Genomic DNA, 17,957 nt, shown 5'->3' with positions numbered 1-17,957 from the left:
CTTTCATTCGCACCGGTTCGATGAGCCCGGTGGAATGATATGATCCACCGTTATTCTGCGGCCTTCGGCGGGATCACGGACACGAGCTGCTTGTTGTCCTTGCTGGCGCGGAAGTTCACCGTGCCGGCTACGACGGCGTAGATCGTGTGGTCGCGGCCGATGCCGACGCCCGTGCCCGGATGCCACTTCGTTCCGCGTTGGCGGATGATGATGTTGCCCGGGATGACGGCTTCGCCGCCGAAATGCTTGACGCCGAGACGACGGCCGGCCGTATCGCGTCCGTTGCGGGATGAACCGCCTGCTTTTTTGTGAGCCATGGGGTGGTGCTCCTTACCTTATTCTTTGCTCTTGGTCGCCTTAGCCTTCTCGGCCTTGGCTTCCTTGTCGACCTTGGCGCGCGGCGGCTTGCCGGCGGCGAGTTCCTTGGCCTGCTCGATCCATTCCTCGCGGCCGATACGGCCCGTCGACTTGATCTCGGTCTCGATCTTCTCGATCTCGTCGGCGGTCAGATTGGCGATCTGGGCATAAGTCGTGTAGCCCATGTCGGTCAGGGACTTGAGGATCTTGGGGCCGACGCCGCCGATGAGGGAGAGATCGTCAGCCGCCTTCTTGTCGCCCACCGGGGCGGCGAGGGGAGCGGCTTCAGCCTTCTTCTCGGCCTTGGCGGGCTTCGCGGCCTGCTTCGCCGGCTTGGCGCCGCCGGTCAGGATCTCGGTGATCTTCACCGAGGTCAGGTCCTGGCGATGGCCGTTCTTGCGGCGGAAATGCTTGCGGCGATGCTTTTTGAAGATGATGACCTTGGGGCCGCGCACCTGGCCGAGGATCTCGGCAGCGACGGTGGCGCCGGCCACGAAGGGCGCGCCCACATCGACGGTGCCGTCGGAGCCGACCATCAGCACATCGGTGAATTCGATGATGTCGCCGGCTTCACCGGGAAGCTTTTCGATCTGGAGCTTGTCGTCGGCTGCAACGCGATACTGCTTGCCGCCGGTCTTGATGACTGCGTACATTTCTGTTCCTTTTCCCGCGCCCATCGGCGCCGCCAGATGGCGGACTTCGGTCGAATTTGGCCTGAGGCAGCGTTTTAGATGCGGGGACAGAGGTCCCCACAAGTCGGCGCGGTTCTAGCCAGGGGGAAATATAATGTCAAGGAAATCACAGTCCGGGGTTGCCCGGCGCGGTTTCATTCGCTATCTAGCCCCCGCCGCTTAAAAAAGCGCCTCGTTTCTCTGCGGAGAGGTGGCTGAGCGGTTGAAAGCACCGCACTCGAAATGCGGCATACGGGCAACTGTATCGGGGGTTCGAATCCCTCCCTCTCCGCCATAAATCTTTGATTTAGTTGTATTATTCTGATGTGCTACAGCACTGAGCGGGTGCCTTTGGGCTTGTCCGGCACAGGCAGGACGAGCTGACCAATATATCGGCCTTGGCGAGGGCGGCGGCGAGCGCGGCCTGCAGCACCGGAAGCTCGGCGGTGTCGCCGCGCAGTTTCAGACATTCGACCAGGCCGTGCAGCGCCCAGACATTGCCAGGATGCTGGGTGCAGCGCTGGACCTTGCCGGAGAGGCCCAGGTCGTCGCGATAAACCGCTTCGGCCTCCGCGCAATGGCCCTGGTCGAGAAGCAATGCCGCCAGAGCGTGGCGCGGCGGGTGCATCCAGGCCCAGGGCTCGGTGTAGGAGAGGTTGTCGTCGAGTTCCACCGCCGCGCGCAAATGATCATAGGCTTCGGCATGCCGGCCCTGGTGATAAGCGAGTTCGCCGTCGAGCAAAGCGGCGCCCACCGCGAGTGAGGCGCGGGTCGGGTTGCTCAGAAAACGCCGCTCAGGCGGAATGAGTGCGAGACGCCGGTGAAAGCTTTCGCGCTCCCGGTCCGCCTCGGCAAACTCTTTCAGCGTCGCATGCGCGACGCCTTTCGCATAATGCTGCAGGACCGAGGTCAGCACATAGAGTTCAAGCTCCTCGACCATCGGCTCGGCGATGATGTCGTGCCAGCGGCCGAAGCGGACCAGCACATGTGATTTCATCGCATGATAGCCTTCCACCGTCTGGGTGAATTTCGGCCGGTCCGCCAGGCTCACGACATCGCGCGTCACCAGGCTCCGCACTTTGTCGGCCGCCCACAGCGCGGGTTTGTGCTGGCCGAGGAACATGCAGGTGAACATCATCAGATGCAGGTCATGGCAGCAGCCCAGCAGATAGTAGGTGGGCTCACCTGCATAGTTGAGATACTTGTCATTGGCGCGTACCGCCTTTTCACTGGCGAGCTTCGCCTTCTCATATTCGCCGCACAGGACATAGATATGTCCCGGCATGTGATTCATGTGGCCGGCATCAGGGCACATTTCGCCGAGCCGATCGGCCGAGCGCAGCGCGCGTTCCGGCATGGTCGACATTTCCAGCAAATGAATATGCAGATGAAGGATCGCCGGATGCGGTGCAGTGCCGGCCGCGTCGGTGAGGCTGATGGAGCGCTCGCAGACTTCCAGCGCTTCGACTGCGTCGGAGTCGGGCGCGGGCGCACCGGTCTTGAGATCCCACAGTTTCCGCACATTGCGCATCATCAACGCCTCGACGAACAGCGCCATGACATCATGGTCGTCGGGAAAGTCGTGATAAACCTGCCGCATCTCGGCGGCATAGGCGTCATCCCACTGCTTGAATTCCGGCATCGTCACCCGGCGCGGCTCTTGGAAACGCTTGCCGAGCGCTTCGATCAATCGTCTTTCGACGGCGCTGGCGGAGTCCGCTTTGGCGCGCGCCAGCTGGACATGGTCGAAACATCTTTTCGCCGTCCTCTCCGCTTCGACCTCGCCGAGTTCTTTCCAGGTCAGGTTGTAGAAAGGCCCGGCCGCATAGGCTATGCCCCAATGGACAAAGGCGCAGTCCGGATCCGTCTCGAGCGCCTTATCGAAGCATTTGATGCCTTCGTCGTGATTGAAGCCGTAGCACCAGTTGAGGCCGATATCGAACCAGCGCTGCGTCTCCGCCGATCCGGTGGAGATGCGGCGTCCATAGGTGCCGAGATTAAAGCGGTCCATGCCTTCATCCGCGATTGCCCATAGCGGGCGAGTCTTGCCTCGCACGCACCTTATCATCCTTGCTCGCGGTGTGCAGGATGCCGTTGGTCCCAGAGTGAATGCGGTAAATCACCGGCTGAGGCGAAGATCAGTATCTGCGAGACCAGTTCATTCTCACCGATGATCAGGAGAGCTCAGTCTCAACGATCCAAGCTCTCGTTTCTGGCGGCCACCCTCGTGTGATAAGCGTTTCGATCGCTTCATTCCTTGACGGATGGCCGGGTTGGCGTCCACGCCAGGCATCGAGAAGCTCCAGCACGATCGGCATGGAGGCAGGGAGAGGTTCGTCACTTTCGGCCAATGCCGATGCGGATCGGCCCAAATTCGACCCCCCTTTTCTTCCCGGAAAAACTAGCAAATGTGGATCCTGCATGAGGCGCGCCCGGAGCGATCATTATTCCTGTCGTATCGCTTTAGCCCCCAACTTCCGCCGGAGGCCGGCAATCGAACGTCCCAAGCGAGCCAGCCAATTCGGCTGGTAAGGGGAGGCGTTGCCCAGGCAGTGGTCACATCTTTGCGTGTTGTTGAATTTCGGCAGCATTCGGGCCGCATAAGCCTCGGCTTCAAAAAGAGTAGGGAGAGCTGGTGACCAACCCATGCTGTTGCGGGTCTCGCTATCAATGGCGCTTCCGTTTCGACAGTAAAGGCAATGGCCCAAGTGAATGCGACTCTTCCTGATGCGGGAAGAGAAGGATACGTAGAAAGCCATTTTTGCCTCTCGCCGCGGTTTGTGCTGATTTTCGCCCGCGCACCGCTATGGGCGCTCAATTCTTGGTGAGCGGTCGGCGATATAGGTTTGCGATGAGAGTAAGAAGAGTTGAAATTTTCATGAGTAGCCTCCCATGCCTGTCGGCGGGAGCAGCTATCTCTCTGCCATCGGGGTGCCAGGGGATCAACGGCGATGGTGGTCCACATATGCGCTCTAATATGCTGATCACCTAGCTAATTCTTCGGTGGACAGACTGTTTCACCGGCCGAATGCCGTCTTCTGCTCCGCGCTTGCTCCGGCCTATGCGGTGATATAGATGCCGGCGGTCCAGGCCTGCCGCGGCACACTGTCGAGACGAGGACCGCGTGGTGCCAAAGCGGGCCGAATGAGGGAATATCCAATGCGTAACGCCGTCCTTCTCGATTTCATCCGCACGCCGATCGGCCGCTTCGCCGGCGCCCTGGCGCCGGTGCGCCCGGATGATCTCGCCGCTCATGTGCTCAAGGCGCTGCTGGCGCGTCATCCCGCGCTCGACCCGGCGCTGATCGAGGAAGTCGTGCTCGGCTGCGCCAACCAGGCGGGCGAGGACAATCGCAATGTCGCCCGCATGGCGCTGCTGCTCGCGGGGCTCCCTGTCTCGGTACCGGGCAACACGATCAACCGGCTCTGCGCGTCCGGGCTCGATGCGGTCGGCAATGCCGCCCGGGCCATAGAGGCGGGCGAAATCTCGCTCGCCATTGCCGGCGGCGTCGAGTCGATGTCGCGCGCGCCCTTCGTGCTGCCGAAAGCGGAAACGCCGTTTCAGCGGCAGACCTCGATCGAGGACACCACCATCGGCTGGCGCCTCGTCAATCCGCTGATGAAGAAGCAATATGGAATCGACTCGATGCCGGAGACGGCGGAAAATGTCGCCGCCGAGCATCAGGTGGCGCGCGCCGACCAGGATGCCTTCGCGCTCAGAAGCCAGGAGCGTCATGCACGCGCCCAAGCGGCCGGCTGGTTCGACGGCGAGATCGCGCCCGTCGAGATTCAGGGCCGCAAAGGCGCCGCCCGGGTGATGGCGGATGAACATGCGCGGCCCGATACGACCCTCGACGGTCTCGCCAAGCTCAAACCGATCGTGCGCGACGGCGGCACGGTGACGGCCGGCAATGCCTCAGGCGTCAATGATGGCGCGGCAGCGTTGCTGATCGCGTCGCAAGCCATGGCGGAGAAGCTTGGTGTGAAGCCGCTGGCGCGCATCATCGGCATGGCCTCGGCCGGTGTCGCGCCGCGGGTGATGGGCATCGGCCCGGTGCCGGCGGCGGCCAAGCTCTGTGAACGCCTCGGCCGCAAGGTTTCCGATTTCGACGTCATCGAGCTGAACGAGGCCTTCGCCGCCCAGGCGCTCGCCTGCACGCGCCAGTTCGGGCTCGCCGATGATGCCGAGCATGTAAATCCACATGGCGGCGCCATCGCGCTCGGCCACCCGCTCGGCATGTCGGGGGCCCGGATCGCCGGGACGGCGGCGCGGGCGCTTGTGGCGCGCGGTGGACGTTATGCGCTCGTGACGATGTGCGTCGGCGTCGGCCAGGGCGTCGCCATGGCGCTGGAGAGCATCGACTGAGCAGGGTGCCGGGAGGCCGACGATGCGGAGTTTCATCTACGAAGCGCTTCCGAGCCGCGTCATCTTCGGCGTGGGCGCCCTCGATCAACTCGCTGGAGAGATCGAGCGGCTTGGTCTCGCCAAGGTCATGCTGCTGTCGACGCCGCATCATCGCAAATTGAGCGAAGCGGTGGCCGCGGCGCTCGGCGAGCGCTCCGCCGGCGTCTATGACCAGGTGGTGATGCATGTTCCCGTGGAAGCGGCGCAGGCGGCGCGCACGGAGGCGGTGCGGCGAGGCGCCCAAGGCTGCGTGGCGCTCGGCGGCGGATCGACTATCGGTCTCGGCAAGGCGATCGCGCTTGTCTATGATCTGCCGATCATCGCAGTGCCGACGACCTATGCCGGCTCGGAGATGACGCCGATCTGGGGCATGACCGAGAACGGCGTGAAGAAGACGGGACGCGACGCGAAAGTCCTGCCCCGCACGGTGATCTATGATCCTAATCTGACCATCTCGCTGCCCGTGCCGCTTTCGGTCGTCAGCGGCATGAATGCCATCGCCCATGCGGTCGAGGGGCTCTATGCGCAAGACGCCAATCCGATCGTGTCGCTGATGGCGGAGGAGGGGATCAGGGCGCTCGCCGCGGCGCTGCCTCTCATCCATGCCGACCCGCGCGATCTCGCGGCGCGTGCCGATGCGTTATATGGCGCATGGCTGTGCGGCGCGGTGCTGGGCGCCGTCGGCATGGCGCTGCATCACAAGATCTGCCACACATTGGGCGGCACCTTCAGTCTGCCGCATGCCGAGACACATGCCGTCATCCTGCCGCACGCGGCCGCCTATAACCGCGCCGCCGCGGCGTCCGCCATGGCGAAGGCCGCGCGCGCCCTTGGAGCGAACGACGCACCGGCCGCTCTTCACCATCTGGCCAAGCGACTCGATGCCCCTCTGGCGCTCAAGGATCTGGGCATGCGCGAGGCCGATCTCGATCGCGCCGCCGAACTCGTCGTTGCGCAGCCCTATTGGAATCCGGCGCCGGTGGAACTGAAGCGGGTCCAAGCTCTGCTGGAGCGCGCCTGGCGGGGACTGCCGCCGGCATAGAAGCGGTGCCGCGCCGGCGCGGGCGCGCAAAATCAGGCAAATGACCTGCCAATCCGACAAGACTTATCGGCTCCCGTTCCGCACCCTGCCGCGCTATGGTCGTCTGGCATGGAATGTCCGAGCGGCCTCCTTTTCGTGGTAGGAGCACATGCATGAAGGTCTATCTGATATCCCTGGGCGCGGGCCTTCTCGTCGGCGTCATCTATAGCCTCATCAGTGTCCGCTCGCCGGCGCCGCCGGTCGTGGCGCTCCTCGGTCTTCTGGGGATGCTGATCGGCGAGCAACTGCCGCCGCTTGTCCGAAATCTTCTGTCCAAGGAGCCCGTGCTCCAGTCCTGGCATCATCAGGTCAAGCCGCATGTCTTCGGCCATCTGCCGCGCGGCGCCAAGCCGGCAGTGGACGAGACGTCAGACAAGGAGAAAGCGTGATGTCGACACGTCGTACCGTTCTTGGCGGCCTTGTTTTGCCCGGTTTCGCCCTGGCCGCCTTCGCGCAAGACCAATCCCAGCAATCCGGAGAAAAGCCCATGACGGCAGATGTCATCCTCCATAGCGGCCTCATCACCACGCTCGACCGAACGAAGCCGACGGCGAGCGCGGCCGCGATCAAGGATGGCGTGTTCCTCGCGGTCGGCGGCGAGGCGGAGGTCATGGCCCATGCCGGCCCGGAGACGAAGATCATCGATCTCAAGGGGCGCCGGGCTCTCCCCGGGCTGTTCGACAATCATCTCCACATCATCCGCGGCGGCTTGAACTTCAACATGGAGCTGCGCTGGGACGGGGTGCGCTCGCTGGCGGATGCGATGAGCATGCTGAAGCGCCAGGTCGCGGTGACGCCGCCGCCGCAATGGGTGCGCGTGGTCGGCGGCTTCACCGAGCATCAATTCGCCGAGAAACGGCTGCCGACGATCGAGGAGATCAATGCCGTCGCTCCCGATACGCCCGTCTTCCTTCTGCATCTCTATGACCGCGCGCTGCTCAATGCGGCTGCGCTCAGAGCCGTGGGCTATACCAAAGACACACCCAATCCGCCCGGCGGCGAGATCACCCGCGATGCGAATGGCAATCCGACCGGCATGCTCATCGCCAAGCCCAATGCCGGCATTCTTTATTCCACCCTCGCCAAGGGTCCGAAGCTGCCTTTCGAATATCAAGTCAATTCGACGCGTCATTTCATGCGCGAGCTCAACCGGCTCGGCGTGACCGGCGCCATCGATGCCGGCGGCGGATTTCAGAACTACCCGGACGACTATGCCGTCATCCAGAAGCTCGCCGACGAGAAGCTCCTCACCATCCGTCTCGCCTACAATCTCTTTACGCAGAAGCCGAAGCAGGAAAAGGACGACTTCCTCAACTGGACCAGGACCTCGAAATACAAGCAGGGTGACGACTATTTCCGCCACAATGGGGCGGGCGAGATGCTGGTCTTCTCGGCCGCCGATTTCGAGGATTTCCGTGAGCCGCGTCCCGACATGCCGCCTGAGATGGAAGGCGACCTCGAGGCGGTGGTGCGTATACTTGCCGAGAACCGCTGGCCGTGGCGGATGCATGCGACTTATGACGATACGATCTCGCGCGCCCTCGACGTCTTCGAGAAGGTCGACCAGGACATCCCGTTGCAAGGCCTCAACTGGTTCTTCGATCATGCCGAAACGATCTCCGAACGCTCGATCGACCGCATCGCCGCGCTTGGCGGCGGCGTCGCGGTGCAGCATCGCATGGCCTATCAGGGCGAGTATTTCGTCGAGCGTTACGGCCTCGGCGCCGCCGAGGCGACGCCGCCGGTGAAACGTTTGCTGGACAAAGGCGTGAAAACGTCCGCCGGCACCGATGCCACTCGCGTCGCCTCCTATAATCCATGGGTTTCGCTCTCCTGGCTCGTCACCGGGCGCACCGTCGGGGGCTTGCGCCTCACCCCGCAACGCAATTGCCTCGACCGCGAGACCGCGCTCAGGATGTGGACCGAGAAGGTCACCTGGTTCTCCAACGAGGAAGGCAAGAAAGGTCAGATTGCCGTCGGCCAGCTCGCCGACCTGATCGTGCCGGATCGCGATTTCTTCTCCTGCCCGGAAGATGAGATCTCGCATATCACCGCAGAGCTAACGGTGGTCGGCGGCAAGGTCGTCTATGGCGCGGGAGACTTCGCGCGCCTCGATGAGAGCGCGCCGCCGCCCGCCATGCCCGACTGGTCGCCGGTCAGAACGTTCAAAGGTTATGCCGCCTGGGGTGAGCCGGACGGCGCCGGCAAGAATTCGCTGCGCCGCACCGCCATGACCAATTGCGGATGTGCCAGCGCCTGCGGCGTCCATGGCCATGACCATGCCGGCGCCTGGTCGAGCAGCCTGCCGGTCTCGGATCTGCGCAGTTTCTGGGGGGCGCTTGGCTGCGCCTGCTGGGCGGTATGAGATGGCGCGCGCGATGATGAGGAACAGGAGGTTGCGATGGCGATAGCGGATTTTGCGGCCGCGATGGCGCAGCGTGTTCCGGCCTTGCGCTGGCTCGCGCTGCTGCTGCTCTGTGCCGCCTATATCCAGGGGCCGGTGACCAAGATCCTCGATTTCGACGGGGCCATCGCCGAGATGACCCACTTCGGACTCGCGCCGGCGTCTCTCTTCGCCGTCCTGGTCATCATCTTCGAACTCACGGCGAGCGCACTGATCCTGATCGGCCGCTGGCGCTGGCTCGCGGCGCTCGGCCTGGCTGGCTTTACGCTGATGGCGACCTTCATCGCCCTGCGTTTCTGGGAAATGCCCGCCGGACATGAGCGTTCGATGGCGACCAACTCGTTTTTCGAGCATCTCGGCCTGATCGGTGCTTTCCTGCTGGTCGCGCTCGACGATCACGCAAAGTCCCGAGGAGCACAGAAGTGAGCCCGACCTCTCCACAGCCCGCGGCTTCCGGCTTTGCGCCGCTCCGTCAAAAGGTCTTCGCCGTTCTCTGGCTGGCGACCATCGTCGGCAATATCGGCAGCTTCATGCGTGATGTCGCCAGCGCCTGGCTCGTCACCGATCTCTCGGGCGCGCCGGCGGCCGTGGCGCTGGTGCAGGCCGCGGCGACGCTGCCAATTTTCCTGCTGGCGATACCCGCCGGCGTTTTGTCCGACATCCTGGATCGCCGGAAGTTCCTGATCGCCATTCAGGTCATGCTCGGACTGGTCAGCCTGTCGCTGATGGCGCTGTCGCTGAGCGGCCTTCAGAGCGTCAGCTCCCTGGTGGCGCTGACCTTTCTCGGCGGCGTGGGTGCGGCACTCATGGCGCCGACCTGGCAGGCGATCGTGCCCGAGCTCGTCGCCAAGAGCGATCTCAAGAGCGCCGTCGCGTTGAACTCGCTGGGCATCAACATCGCGCGCTCCATCGGTCCCGCTCTGGGTGGCCTGATCCTCGCCGCCTTCGGCGCGGGCGTCACCTATGGCGCCGACGTCGCGAGCTACATCGTCGTCATCGGGACGCTGCTCTGGTGGCGGCGGGCACCTGATGCCGACGATGCGCTGAGCGAACGCTTCGGCGGCGCCTTCCGGGCCGGTCTGCGTTATGCGAAGGCCAGCCCGGAACTGCACGTCGTGCTGCTGCGCGCGGCGGTCTTTTTCGCCTGCGCCAGCGCCGTCTGGGCGTTGCTGCCGCTCGTCGCCCGCAATCTCCTGGGCGGCGGGGCGGGCTTCTACGGCGTGCTGCTTGGTGCGGTCGGGGCCGGCGCCATTCTGGGCGCGATCGTCCTGCCGCGCCTGCGGGCCAGATTGTCGGCCGACAGGCTGCTGCTCTTGTCGGTGGTTCTGACCGCGGCGGTGATGGCCGCGCTCACCATCGGCATGCCGCAATGGCTCGCGGTGGCGATCCTTCTCCTGCTCGGCATGGCCTGGATCATCGCGCTCACGACCCTCAACGGCGTCGCGCAGGCGATCCTGCCGAACTGGGTGCGCGGGCGTGCGCTTGCCGTCTATCTGACCGTCTTCAATGGCGCGATGACCGCCGGCAGCCTCGGCTGGGGCGCGGTCGCGGAAGCGGCGGGTATCCGCGGCACGCTGCTCATCGGCGCCGCCGCGCTCCTTGTCGCGGGCCTCGTCATGCATCTCGTCAAGCTGCCGGTGGGCGAGGCCGATCTCACGCCCTCCAACCACTGGCCGGAGCCGCTTGCCGCATCACCCGTCGAGAACGACCGGGGTCCGGTCGTGATCCTGATTGAATACCGGGTTCCGCAGGCCGAACGGGAAGCGTTCCTGCAGGCGATCCACACGCTCTCCATCTCGCGCCGGCGCGACGGGGCTTATGGCTGGGGCATCACCGAGGATACGGCCGACCCGGAGAAACTCGTCGAGTGGTTCATCGTTTCGTCCTGGGCCGAGCATCTGCGCCAGCATCACCGTGTGTCGAAGGCCGATGCCGATCTGCAAAGCGAGGTCGCGCGTTTCCATGCTGGCCCCGATGGCCCGGTCGTGCGGCATTTCATTCATCTCAACAAGCCGCCGTCGCGGCGCAAATCGCCAAACCGCGAGGCTGATATGCAAGCTTGAAACGACGCGTCCGCCGATAATGCCACCACCTGGATCAAAGAATCGTCACCTGGAGAAAGCCATGTCCAAATATCTGGAAGTCCTCACACCCAAGAACAGCCAGCTCATCATCATCGACCAGCAGCCGCAGATGGCGTTCGGCGTGCAGTCGATAGACCGGCAGGTTTTGAAGAACAACGTCGTGGGCCTGGCGAAGGCCGCGAAGGCGTTCAAGGTCCCGACGACGATCACCACGGTCGAGACGGAAAGCTTCTCGGGCCATACTTACCCTGAGCTGCTGGCGGTATTTCCCGAGAACAAGATTCTCGAGCGCACCTCGATGAATTCCTGGGACGACCAGAATGTCCGTGACGCGCTGGCCGCGAATGGGCGCAAGAAGGTCGTCGTCGCCGGTCTGTGGACCGAGGTCTGCAATACGACCTTCGCGCTGTGCGCGATGCTCGAGGGTGACTACGAGATCTACATGGTCGCCGATGCGTCGGGCGGCACCTCTGTCGATGCTCACAAATATGCCATGGACCGCATGGTCCAAGCCGGCGTCGTGCCGGTGACCTGGCAGCAGGTGCTGCTGGAATGGCAGCGCGATTGGGCGCGCCGCGACACCTATGATGCGGTGATGGCGATCGTGAAGGAGCATTCCGGCGCCTATGGCATGGGCGTCGACTATGCCTATACCATGGTGCACAAGGCGCCCGAGCGCGTCAGCCATGGCCAGCGCATTGGGCCAAACCCGGCAAAGGTTTCTTGAGCCCCGGAGCCGCGCGGGACGTGACGAGCGCTCCTGCGGCGGCAATGGCGGGCGACCACTCCGCTTAACTGACGGATCCAGGAGAATGACTTCGCGCGGAATCCACCATCTCACGACGATCATCAGTAATGCCCCGCGGATCGCGCGTTTTTATTCCGCTGTCCTGGGGCTCAGATGTGTGAAGAAGACCGTTTGCTACGACGATCCAGGAAGCTATCACATCTATTTCGGTGATCCGGCCGGCAGGCCGGGCACGGTCATCAGCGCGCTTGCCTGGCGATGCGTGCCGCATGGGATGGTTGGGGTTGGTGAAGTCGTGCAGACGACTTTCCGAATTCCATTGGGATCACTGGATGCTTGGGCCGAGCGCCTGGGCGAAGCCCAGGTCGCTTTCGCGCGTCACCTGTCTCCGTTCGGAGAGCCGATGATGTGTTTCACCGATCCCGAAGGGACCTCCCTTGCCTTGGTCGAAGCAAAGGCAACCCGTCCCGTCGGGTCGACCGCGGACGCTGACTGGCCGGTATATGGGCTTGACGATCTCACTCTCAATGTTCGCGCGGCTGATGCCACCATCGATATCGTGCAGGATGTTCTGGGGTTCGAGTGTGTGGCCAGCAGAAACGAGGTGATGCGATTCGTTGCGCATGACGGACCTGGCGGCCAGCTCACCCTGCGCGTGATCGGGCCCTCTTCACGAGGGCGTTTGGGCGGCGGCACCATTCGCCATGTCGCCTTTCGTTGCGCGGATGCTGACGATCAGTCGCAGATGGTGGAAAAGCTCCGCTCTACCTACGGCATGACGGTCAGCGATCCTATCGAGCGGACTTATCTGAATACGGTTTGCTTTCGGGCGCCATGCGGCGTGCTTTTCGAGATTGCGACCGACGGCCCTGGCTTCGTCGTCGATGAGGCGCTGGACAGGCTTGGTGAGGGGCTGCAGCTTCCCACTTTCCTCGAAGACCGTCGCCACGAGTTGCAGGCGATCTTGCCGCCTCTCTAAAACGGCATCGCTATCCCGCTGACCGGGTGCGGCGCCAGGCTCCCGGGCTCTCGCCGACATTGCGGGAAAACATGCGCGTGAAATAACTCTGATCGCCAAATCCGCAGATCAGCGCGATATCAATCAGCGCAAGCTCGGTGCTCAGCATCAAGCGTTTGGCCTCTTCGATCCGCAGTCGCAAGAGATATTCATGCGGAGCGATACCCGTGCTGCGCCGGAACGCGCGGGCGAAGTGGCTCGGAGTCAACCGGCACTCGGCCGCGATATTGGCGATCGTCAATTGGCTGGCCAGCCGCGACTGCATGATCTCCTTGGCGCGCCGCTCCTGCCAAGGTGCGAGACCGCCGTTGGAGCCTCCCTCGGATACACGCAGTCCCCCATAGGACTGCGCGAAATGCGCGATCAGGCTGAGCCCGATTTGATCGACAAAGAGCTGATTCGTCGCGCGATCCTGCTCTACGGCGCTCAACAGGATGTTCGATAGCGTCGACAGGAAGGGGTCGCGCTGATCCCTGTGCCATTTCAGCGTGGAAACGGGCTTGGCCCTGTGCTCGTGCGCGAATTCATCGAGAGCCTTCTGCGGAACGTAATATTGGATCGCGTCGATCGGGCCCTTGAATTCAAATTGCGGGCTGTCGCGAAGATCGATCACACTCACCGACCCGGCGCTGAAGGCTCCTGAATATTGTGGCCGTCCGGCAAGCCAGCAGGAATGGCGCTCGAGATCGCCGAGCTGATGCAGAATGCTGAAGGCCGCCTCGGCAGGGACCGGCGCACTGCGCTCGCGGATAAAACGCGAGCAAGTGAGCCGGGTCACTGCGAGAGCCAATTGTCCATTGCGCCTGATGCGCCAGAGACAATCACCGTCCATGCCGAGGTGCTGAGTGAGACGGCTGCCGTAGAAGCCTTCGGGCGTACTGTTGGACCGTTCGATCATGGAAGTGCCTCAGCTGCAGACGCAATCGCGTTTCGATCCCTGTCAGCAGGCCGATACGGCATGCTTCTGTCGGCCGGAGGCGAGTGCCACATCGGCCAGCCATGTCCTGGCGAGCGCGATATCGGTCTGCGAAAGCTGATGTCCGGTGGGGAGGATCTGGTGGTCCACCTTCGCTCCCGCTTTTGACAGGATGGTCGATAGCCGGCGCGCATTGTCGGCGGGAACGATCGGGTCCTGCCGTCCCGACAGGATCAGCACAGGTTTTCCGTCGAGATCGACCGCGGGCGGATCGGACAACGGGACCATGGCGCGCAGCAGAACTGCGCCCGCCAATGTTTCCGGCCGCGTCAATAGAAGGGCCGCGGCTATATTGGCGCCGTTGGAAAAGCCCACCGCGATCGGCGCGCCGATACCGTAGCGATCCCGCGCATAGGAGACGAAATCTCCGAGCTCCACGGCGCGGTAGCGGACGTCCTCTTCATCGAACCTGCCTTCGGAGAAGCGGCGGAAGAAACGCGGCATGCCGTTTTCGAGGACACGGCCGCGCGGCGACAGAAGCGCCGAGCCGGATGACATCATCTGACCCAGTTGCAGCAGATCGTTTTCGTCGCCGCCGGTGCCGTGCAGGAGCAGAAGCGGCGGCGCCTCTGCCTGGGCGCCGGCTTCGAAGCGATAGGTGAAGGGAGACTTCGCGGTCATACTCAAGCTCCTTGAAGTTCGGGCAGCACGCCCTCGATCTCGCTGCGATGCGGCTCGAGGAAACGCGGCAGTTTCAGATCGCGGCCGAGCGTTGCGACAGGCTCGTCCACCGCAAAACCCGGAATATCGGTGGCGATCTCGAACAGGACGCCGCCGGGCTCGCGGAAATAAATCGAGCGGAAGTAATTGCGGTCCTTCTGCTCGGTGGCATGGAGGCCGTGATTGCCGACCAGCTTCTCGGCCATCAAGGCCTGTTCGGCATCATCCTTGGCGCGGAAGGCGATGTGATGCACCGAGCCGCGGCCCTGACCGCCCCGCGCCAGGCCTTTCACCTCCTGGATATCGACGATGCTGCCTTCCGCGGCACCCGAGGCCTTGAAGCGGATCACCGAACCCTCGCGCGCGATCTCGCGGAAGCCGAACACATCGGTCAGGACTTTGGCGGTTTTGCTCGCGTCGGCAACGAGGAGCGTCACACCATGGAAGCCACGGATCGCGTGCTCGGCCGGTATGTCGTCATTGCTCCAGGCAGGATCATCTTCCGCGCCCGCCGCGCCGACAAGCGCCAGCGCCGTGCCGTCCGGGTCAGAGAAGGTCAGGACCGGTTCGCCGAACCGATTTTCCGGCGTCTCGAACGTAATGCCCTTCTGCTGAAGGCGCTGGCTCCAATAGCTCAAGGACCCTTGCGGGACGCGGAACGCCGTCTCCTGGGTTTCACCGACGCCGCGGCGGCCGGCCGGCGCGCCTTCCCATGGGAAGAAGGTGAGGATGGTACCGGGCCGGCCCGACTCGTCCCCGTAGTAGAAATGATAGGTGCCCGGATCGTCGAAATTGACGGTCTTCTTGACGAAACGCAGGCCGAGATCGCGCGTATAGAACGCGAAGTTCCTGAGCGGATTGCCCGCGATGGCTGTGACGTGATGAATGCCCGACATCTCTATTTTCTCCTCCGAATTCAAATGAAGGCCCTTGCCTCGCCCGCAAATATTGGGCAGCTTTGAATTGGAGACAATCCATGGTTCTGTGCATGGTCTGTCTATGATTTGGAGACAATCGGATTTCACATGGATAAGGTGGCCAGCCTTCGGGCATTCGTAAAAGTGGTGGAAAACGGCAGTTTTGCCGAAGCGGGCCGGCAATTGCGGCTGTCCCGGTCGGCAGTCAGCAAATACATCGCGGATCTGGAGGAAAGCCTCGGGGTGCAGCTCCTGACCCGCACGACGAGGCATGCGAGTCCGAATGAGAACGGCCAGCTCTATTTCGAGCGGGCGCTCGTCATCCTGTCGGAGATCGATGCTGCCGACCAGGCCGTCACCAGCCAGCAGTCCACGCCGCGAGGGCTTCTGCGTATCAACGCGCCGATGTCCTTCGGCACGATCAAGCTCGGGCCGGCACTGGCCGATTTCATGATCAGCTATCCCGAGATGCAGCTCCAGCTCGTGCTCAGCGACGATCTCGTCGATCCGGTGGAGGGCGGGTTCGACGTGACGCTGCGCATCGCCGAACTCGAATCGTCGAGCCTCATCGCCCGCAAGATCGCGCCGATGCCGAGGCTGGTCTGCGCTTCACCCGACTATCTGGAGCGCCATGGCGCACCGACTCATCCGGAGGATTTGCGCAAACACCACACTCTGACATACGGATTTCTTTTGACGGGCAACCAGTGGAAGCTGACGGGTGACGACGGCGTCCATTGGATCCAGCCCGCCTGGTCATTGTGCGTCAACAATGCGGAAGTGCTGCGCGACGTTGCCGTGAAGGGACGAGGAATTGCGCTGATTCCCAAATTCATCGCCGACGAGGCCTTGAAGAACGGAAAGCTCAGGACCATTCTCGATGAGTTCCAGGCCCCGCCGCTTTCGCTCTACGCGGTCTATCCTTCGACCAGGCATTTGTCGATCAAGGTCCGTCTGTTCATCGACTTCCTCGTCGAGCGCTTCGGGCGCGAGGATGCCGGGTGACCTTCCGCTTGTCCAAAAGACGGACAAAAGGGACAAGACGTTCGTGAGAGCTCTCCGCACTATGCCGACGTTATTCGGCCAATAGTAAAAGAGGATATCCATGCCGATCGAGGCGGCCGCGACCGGCGGCTTGGCTCCATGAGGTGGGCAGGTGCAGCCATCGGCGCCGGACTCGCGGTGGCATTGTTGGGGATCGGTCTGGGCGATGCGGCGCGAGCCGACGGGAGCAGGCCGGCTTATTCCAGCTCGCGCTTCAACGAGGATTGGTCCGTTCTTCGCGATCCAGCTCTGCGCAGTGATCCATTCGATCCGATCAAGTGGATCCCGCTGAATGAAGACGGCTCCTGGTACGCCACATTGGGCGGTGAGCTGCGGGCCCGCTACGAAGCCTCAAACAAGCCGGTTTTCGGCCTCGGTGCGCCGGACCAGAACGACTATCTGCTGAATCGCTTGTTCCTGTTCGGCGATATCCATTATGGCCCGCATCTGCGAACCTTCGCCGAACTGGCGAGCGGATATGCGCCGGGCTTCGATGGAACGCCGCCGCCGACGCAAGAAGACAAGCTCGACCTCCTGCAGGGATTTGGCGAGCTGTCTGCGCCCATATTCGACGGTGAGGGCAGCCTGCGCGCCGGTCGCCAGGAAATGAGCTTCGGATCGTCACGTCTCGTCTCGGTGCGGGAAAGCCCCAATATCCGCCGCTCCTTCGACGGTGTGCGCGTCTCATGGTCCGATCGGCAGGACATCCGCATCGACGGCTTCCTGGCGAGACCGGTATTGCTTTTCCCGGGGACCTTCGATGATGAAAGTGATCCCGGCCAGCTGTTCTGGGGCGTCTATATCACCGCCGCCGTGCCGGGTGTTTCCGGCCTGAAGGCGGATTTGTACTATCTCGGTCTCGAGCGGGAGGATGCGCGTTTCGCGCAAGGCCTCGCGACAGAGCGCCGCCACACAATCGGGACACGCTTGTTCGGTCAGCGCTCGGGCTTCGACTGGAATGTCGAGGCGGCAGTCCAGTTCGGATCGTTCGGCGCCTCCGATATCGATGCGTGGACGGTTTCTTCCGACATCGGTTACACTTTCTCGGATTGGACATTCTCACCGCGTTTGGGATTGAATGCCGACGCGATCAGCGGCGATGACGATCTCAATGACCGCACGCTTGGCACATTCAATCCGCTCTTTCCCAAGCTGCCTTATTTCTCCGAGGCCAATCTCGTGGCGCCGGCAAATCTGCTCGATATCCAGCCTAATCTGACACTGTCCTTGACCAGCACGGTGGATCTGAACATCGGCTGGAATCCTCTATGGAAGGAAAGCACGGAGGATGCGATCTATGGCGCCTCCCTTTCGCCCCTCAAGGGCACGGCGGGCGGTTCGTCCCGCTTCATCGGGCAACAGGTCAGCACGACGGTGAACTGGGCGGCGACAGATCACGTGAATATCGGCGGCACTTACGTGCATTATGAGCCGGGCGATCGCGTTCGGGACGCCGGGGGGCGGGCCGGAGACTTCGCCGCCATCTGGGCGCAGTTCCTCTTCTGAAGATCCGTTGAGGGCGATCCGATCCCATTGACGTTGGGGAATATTGTTGTCTAATGTTATCCCGCTTCTCCTGCGAAGGCGGGGCTT

At 63.0% G+C, this 17,957-nt stretch carries 16 protein-coding genes and 1 tRNA gene; 11 read left to right on the top strand and 6 right to left on the bottom strand.

The genetic code is table 11. From position 1 onward, the window contains the following. Window positions 1-50 precede the first annotated feature (50 nt). A complete protein-coding gene (rpmA, locus tag JHL16_RS21910) occupies window positions 51-317 on the bottom strand; it encodes a 50S ribosomal protein L27 (RefSeq protein WP_137857092.1) in 267 nt (88 codons plus the stop codon). 18 nt (window positions 318-335) lie between these two features. Then, window positions 336-1,010 carry a 50S ribosomal protein L21 gene (locus JHL16_RS21905; RefSeq protein WP_200186939.1) on the bottom strand — a complete coding sequence of 225 codons (675 nt, stop codon included), beginning with the start codon at window positions 1,008-1,010 and terminating at the stop codon, window positions 336-338. A 223-nt stretch (window positions 1,011-1,233) separates the two neighbouring features. On the opposite strand from JHL16_RS21905, the gene JHL16_RS21900 reads away from it, so the two are divergent. Then, window positions 1,234-1,323: transfer RNA gene (locus JHL16_RS21900), tRNA-Ser, on the top strand. Between the two features lie 21 nt (window positions 1,324-1,344). On the opposite strand, the gene JHL16_RS21895 is transcribed toward JHL16_RS21900, so the two are convergent. Next, entirely contained in the window at window positions 1,345-3,039 is a 1,695-nt protein-coding gene (locus tag JHL16_RS21895) for a tetratricopeptide repeat protein (protein WP_200186938.1), read from the bottom strand. Between the two features lie 1,148 nt (window positions 3,040-4,187). Between JHL16_RS21895 and pcaF the strand changes: the two genes are divergently transcribed. The 8 genes from pcaF to JHL16_RS21855 all read left to right on the top strand — a co-directional run bounded on the left by pcaF (window position 4,188) and on the right by JHL16_RS21855 (window position 12,728). After that, complete coding sequence (gene pcaF / locus JHL16_RS21890) at window positions 4,188-5,393, top strand: 3-oxoadipyl-CoA thiolase (RefSeq protein WP_200186937.1); 1,206 nt, start codon at window positions 4,188-4,190, stop codon at window positions 5,391-5,393. A gap of 22 nt (window positions 5,394-5,415) precedes the next feature. Then, a complete protein-coding gene (locus JHL16_RS21885) occupies window positions 5,416-6,474 on the top strand; it encodes a maleylacetate reductase (protein WP_200186936.1) in 1,059 nt (352 codons plus the stop codon). Between the two features lie 152 nt (window positions 6,475-6,626). Further along, complete coding sequence (locus JHL16_RS21880; RefSeq protein WP_200186935.1) at window positions 6,627-6,902, top strand: DUF1427 family protein; 276 nt, start codon at window positions 6,627-6,629, stop codon at window positions 6,900-6,902. After that, on the top strand, window positions 6,902-8,878 hold the full coding sequence (locus tag JHL16_RS21875; RefSeq protein ID WP_200186934.1) for an amidohydrolase family protein: 1,977 nt from the start codon (window positions 6,902-6,904) through the stop codon (window positions 8,876-8,878). The genes JHL16_RS21880 and JHL16_RS21875 overlap by 1 nt, the downstream gene beginning before the upstream one ends. A gap of 36 nt (window positions 8,879-8,914) precedes the next feature. Further along, on the top strand, window positions 8,915-9,343 hold the full coding sequence (locus JHL16_RS21870) for a DoxX family protein (protein WP_200186933.1): 429 nt from the start codon (window positions 8,915-8,917) through the stop codon (window positions 9,341-9,343). Next, on the top strand, window positions 9,340-10,980 hold the full coding sequence (locus JHL16_RS21865) for an MFS transporter (protein ID WP_200186932.1): 1,641 nt from the start codon (window positions 9,340-9,342) through the stop codon (window positions 10,978-10,980). Before JHL16_RS21870 ends, JHL16_RS21865 begins: the two co-directional genes overlap by 4 nt. Window positions 10,981-11,041: 61 nt before the next feature. Beyond that, complete coding sequence (locus JHL16_RS21860) at window positions 11,042-11,728, top strand: hydrolase (protein WP_200186931.1); 687 nt, start codon at window positions 11,042-11,044, stop codon at window positions 11,726-11,728. 85 nt (window positions 11,729-11,813) lie between these two features. Further along, on the top strand, window positions 11,814-12,728 hold the full coding sequence (locus JHL16_RS21855) for a ring-cleaving dioxygenase (RefSeq protein WP_200186930.1): 915 nt from the start codon (window positions 11,814-11,816) through the stop codon (window positions 12,726-12,728). A gap of 10 nt (window positions 12,729-12,738) precedes the next feature. Here JHL16_RS21855 and JHL16_RS21850 read toward each other — a convergent pair whose 3' ends face one another. Genes JHL16_RS21850 through JHL16_RS21840 form a run of 3 tightly spaced genes read right to left on the bottom strand, consistent with a single transcriptional unit; the run spans window position 12,739 to window position 15,299 of the window. Then, the gene (locus tag JHL16_RS21850; RefSeq protein ID WP_200186929.1) at window positions 12,739-13,665 is read right to left on the bottom strand and encodes a helix-turn-helix domain-containing protein; all 927 of its coding nucleotides are present in this window, start codon (window positions 13,663-13,665) and stop codon (window positions 12,739-12,741) included. A gap of 42 nt (window positions 13,666-13,707) precedes the next feature. Next, window positions 13,708-14,364, bottom strand: coding sequence for an alpha/beta hydrolase (locus tag JHL16_RS21845; RefSeq protein ID WP_200186928.1), 657 nt, complete (start codon window positions 14,362-14,364; stop codon window positions 13,708-13,710). A 2-nt stretch (window positions 14,365-14,366) separates the two neighbouring features. Further along, window positions 14,367-15,299, bottom strand: a complete 933-nt coding sequence (locus JHL16_RS21840; RefSeq protein ID WP_200186927.1) for a ring-cleaving dioxygenase — start codon at window positions 15,297-15,299, stop codon at window positions 14,367-14,369. A gap of 129 nt (window positions 15,300-15,428) precedes the next feature. Here JHL16_RS21840 and JHL16_RS21835 point away from each other — a divergent pair, with 129 nt between their 5' ends. Then, on the top strand, window positions 15,429-16,325 hold the full coding sequence (locus tag JHL16_RS21835; protein ID WP_200186926.1) for a LysR family transcriptional regulator: 897 nt from the start codon (window positions 15,429-15,431) through the stop codon (window positions 16,323-16,325). Between the two features lie 138 nt (window positions 16,326-16,463). Then, entirely contained in the window at window positions 16,464-17,870 is a 1,407-nt protein-coding gene (locus JHL16_RS21830; RefSeq protein WP_200186925.1) for an alginate export family protein, read from the top strand. The last annotated feature ends 87 nt before the right edge of the window (window positions 17,871-17,957 follow it).

This window comes from Taklimakanibacter albus, assembly GCF_016595235.1.
Lineage (GTDB): Bacteria > Pseudomonadota > Alphaproteobacteria > Rhizobiales > Aestuariivirgaceae > Taklimakanibacter > Taklimakanibacter albus.
The sequence above is the reverse complement of the archived record's forward strand: the minus strand, read 5'-3'. Positions and strand labels throughout refer to the sequence as shown.